Here is a 3814-nt window from a genome sequence, read left to right as displayed (position 1 = left end):
CCAGTTGGGTCTGCATGTTGGTTGAAGCCCGCTCGCTGGAGTTCGAGAACTCGTCTGCGGTCTCTGCCAGACCGAGCACCCGTTCACGAATGGTGGAAAAAGCCGTCACCAACGACTGCGACATGCTGTTGAGGTCACGCGCCAGCACACTGAACTCGTGCTTGCCAGATTGATCGAATTCGACATTCAACTGGCGATCGGCCAGTGACCGGATGGGGCCGAACAAGCCTTCAATAGCCCGTTTGGCCGAGCGTCCGATAAAGAAGGTCAAGACCAGAGAGGCAATAATGATGAGCGTGGCCAGAAGGGTAACACCCTGCATGATCAGAGAGATTACCTGCTCGATCTCCCGGCTGGAGTCAGCGACCAGTTCCTCCAGAATATCGTCCACCTCGGCCATGCTTTCCTGAAAGACAGGAAAGGTATCGCGACCGGCCGTCGGGCCTTCCTCGATGCGCAGCGCCGCCCAGGCGTCGGCCATTTCAGCCACGGCGTCGCGCACCCTGCTTGAGGTTCCGTCGGTGCCTATAACCGCTTCCAGCGCAGCCAGAGCCTCGTCACCACGCTCTCGGATGGGCTCCAGAGCGCGCGGGTCAAAGCGATCAAGATAATACTGTTGCCCGGCAATATTGAGGTTCTTGACGGCGACCGCCCCGGGCAACAGCTCGTCCGGGTAATAGGAAGCCAAGGTGCCGGTAAAACGCAGCCCTCCCAGCACAATAACGCTGATAACCACCAGCGCCAGTATCTGTGCGATGAGCAGCGCTCGCATACGCCCGATAATTGTCATGTATCCTCCCGGTAGACCTGACCCTGCACCAACAACCGCATCAGGTGCCTGCAGGATGGCGCTGACGACTAGACTTGTCTTTATATCGTCAGCACCACCCAATATTTTAGCCTAATCGGTCAGGTTTGCCGGTTTCTGGGACACCAATGCATGCTTTTCCGTGGTCAGCCGGAAAATGAAAGGCGACTTTCACGGCGCGTTGCCTTAGTCACTCCCGCGTGTAAAATATTGGTGCGCAGTTAAAATAACTCGCCTGATCGAGGGATGGATTCCGCACCCGATAGTACGAGCCAGGCACTCGCCAGGGATCCATGCTCATGAAACTCGATATCAATCCGGTCGCCGGGAATCTTCTCGTGGCGGCCTGTTTCCTCCTCATTGCAGCCTGCAGTGGCAGCTCATCTGAAGATTCTGCTGACACCGAAGACTGTGACCGCGCCGATGACAAGGTCGACTGTGTTCTCAACGCCCTTGGCGTGGACACCGAGTCTTCCCCGCGTCAGGTACAACTGGACAGCAACACTCGCGTTGACCTGCCCGAAGATTACACGCCACTCGGCAAACGGCTCGTCGTCCAGAAGTTCGATGAACTGCTGGCACTGAACCTGACCCTGTCCAGTGATGGTGGTGACGGCTTCAGCCTGTCCAAACTCGCAGTCGACAATAACAACAACTACAGCAGTGATGTCCTGTTCGCGCCCGACGAGGCTGACAATGACTGGCTGGGCAATGGCTTCAGGCGGGCCGCTGTTGCTGCCGACATTACCGGCAATGGCCGGGATGAAACCGTGGTGGTCTACCGCGACAACAGTTCACCCTCTAACCCGGTACGTATGGTCGTCATCGGCGATGAACCCGATGGCTTCACCATCACCGCCCCTCGCATCATAGCCAATGCCACACCGACCGAACTGGTCATTGAGGCGGGTGATTTCAATGGCAACGGCTGGATCGATCTGGCGGTCGCCAAGGTCTATTCGGACCAGGTGCAGTTATTCTTTCTGGAAAACAATAACGGCACCCTGGAAGATTCCACCTGGCCTCAGAGGCTGTTCGAGCAACAGGTTTACGGGAACGCGTTCGTCTTCGAAATGCAGGCCGGCAACCTGGACTATGGCGCCGCCCAGCAACTGGCCATCATGACCAACAGTTACGAGACTTCCTTGAACAGTGGCGACAATCGGGGGCATGCACGCTATACCCTGCTGGACAGCGCCCACAATGATTTCGAGGTGCTGAAAACCGGCCCGGCCGAGATCCCCCTGGACTCGGGCACACTCACCCTCCAGACCGCAGGCATCACCTTGGGAGATGTCACGGGCAATGGCGTGGACGAGGTGATCATCGGCGGCCTCAGCCATATTGGTGAGGAAGCTGGAATTGGTGTAGAAAATGGCCGTTACGCGGCCATGGTGCTGGACATCAAACCACGGGACCTGGCAGTGATTCGTACCTGGACTCAGAATCTGCAGCCGCTGTCAGGGTCCAGTGAATCAGGGGCCAACCGTCAAATGACCTATGTCCACGTCAATACCCTGGACCTGACCGGTGACGGCGCCCGGGAAATCCAGATCAACCAGTATATTCTGGACAACCTGCGCAACAGCACCAATCAGAGTGAATTGGAAGAAATCCACCAGATAGAGCCGTCTGCACTTTACTGGCCCGCGAACGCCAGCGGCAGCGGCCGGTTCCACTGGCGGAACACCGCCATGGTCACCGGCGACCTTACCTTTGATACCCGCGACAACATCGCCTTCGTCAGCACCGAAAGTGACAATGTGAGAGAGATCAGAATCTGGGGTATCAATGAAGTCGATGGCTGGGGAGAAATTCTTGCCATTCCCTTCAATAGCGACAGCGGTCGCCCGCAACTGGTGGCCGCCAACGTTGACGATGACAGCCTGGCATTGTCCTATTCGGAAGGCACCTATCGCCTCGCCTTCACCGAACCGGTCATCATTGCTGCTTTGGCTGCCGCACCCTGCGATGAGGACTTTGGCCAGAACCTGGGCGACTGCCGGACGGCTTTCGGCAAGGGCACTTCCGACACCGTGTCGACCGAAGATGCCTGGAGCCTCTCCGTCGGTCGCAGTGTCGGTTTTGAAGTCGGGTTTTCCGCCTTTGGCGTCAAAGTGGGTGGACTGGAGGCCGTCGCTACTGTCGAGGCTGAAACCCGCAACTTCACCGAAGAAACCTACACCCTGACCCGACGCGTTGTGCACACAACCGGGCCCATAGAGGATTCGGTGATCTTCACCACCATCCCGCTGGATGTCTATACCTACGTCATCACCTCGCATCCCAACGAGGAATTGATTGGGGGTGAGATGCAGGTGCGCATGCCGCGCGATCCGATCAGCGTCATGACAGAACGCACTTTCTATAACGAACGAGTGGACGATGAGGGCTTTCGTATCGACAGCAGCATCTTCTCGCATACCGCCGGCGACCCGTTCAGCTATCCCGGTCTCGGTGAACGCGACAGCCTGCTCAGTCAGTTCGATGGCCTCAAGTCTAACGAAGTGGATGTCGGACAGGGCAACGGATTTGTCGTCTCGGAAGTCAGTGTGTTTGAGGAAGTCACCGAAGGCACGACCTATGGCATCAATACCAGCCTGGACATTCGGGCAACAACCGGGGGGCTGATCACGGGCGTCAGCATCGGCGGCGGTGTCGATTCGACCATCAGCTATGGCCGGGGCAAGGAGTCGATTTATCAGGGCAGTGTCGCGCAGTTGCCGGACAGCAACTTCCCTGATGATGCCTATCGATTCGGCCTCTTCAGCTATGTCTACAAGGACGCACCCAGTCAGCAGGAGTTTGAGGTGATCAACTACTGGGTGCGCCCACAATAGACCAGGAGAGACCATTGCGAGGCGCCTGTGTCCAGGCGCCTCCAACCGGCTTACGCCAGCACCAACGCCTCGGGGCCTGCGGCCTTGATGTCGTCCGACACGTCGAAGCGACGCATGTTGTCGCGGAACTGGGCGATCAATGCGGTGGCGGCGCGGTCGTAGGCCT

2 protein-coding genes are annotated in these 3814 nt (G+C 57.8%); one reads left to right on the top strand and one right to left on the bottom strand.

The genetic code is table 11. The features are described 5' to 3' along the window. Positions 1-790: methyl-accepting chemotaxis protein (locus LAT62_RS16160; protein ID WP_293386241.1), on the bottom strand; the 790-nt coding region annotated here is incomplete at its 3' end. 317 nt (positions 791-1107) lie between these two features. On the opposite strand from LAT62_RS16160, the gene LAT62_RS16155 reads away from it, so the two are divergent. Continuing rightward, a complete protein-coding gene (locus LAT62_RS16155; protein ID WP_293386239.1) occupies positions 1108-3648 on the top strand; it encodes a hypothetical protein in 2541 nt (846 codons plus the stop codon). Positions 3649-3814 lie beyond the last annotated feature (166 nt).

Origin of the sequence: Natronospirillum sp. (genome assembly GCF_022565775.1) — a bacterium.
Classification (GTDB): Bacteria; Pseudomonadota; Gammaproteobacteria; order Pseudomonadales; family Natronospirillaceae; genus Natronospirillum.
Note: the sequence above shows the minus strand (reverse complement) of the source record. Positions and strands in the feature narration are given on the sequence as shown.

Bases quoted from the DNA above. Each gene is read 5' to 3' on its own strand.
- LAT62_RS16155 (WP_293386239.1), top strand. From the start codon at position 1,108: ATGAAACTCGATATCAATCCGGTCGCCGGGAATCTTCTCGTGGCGGCC.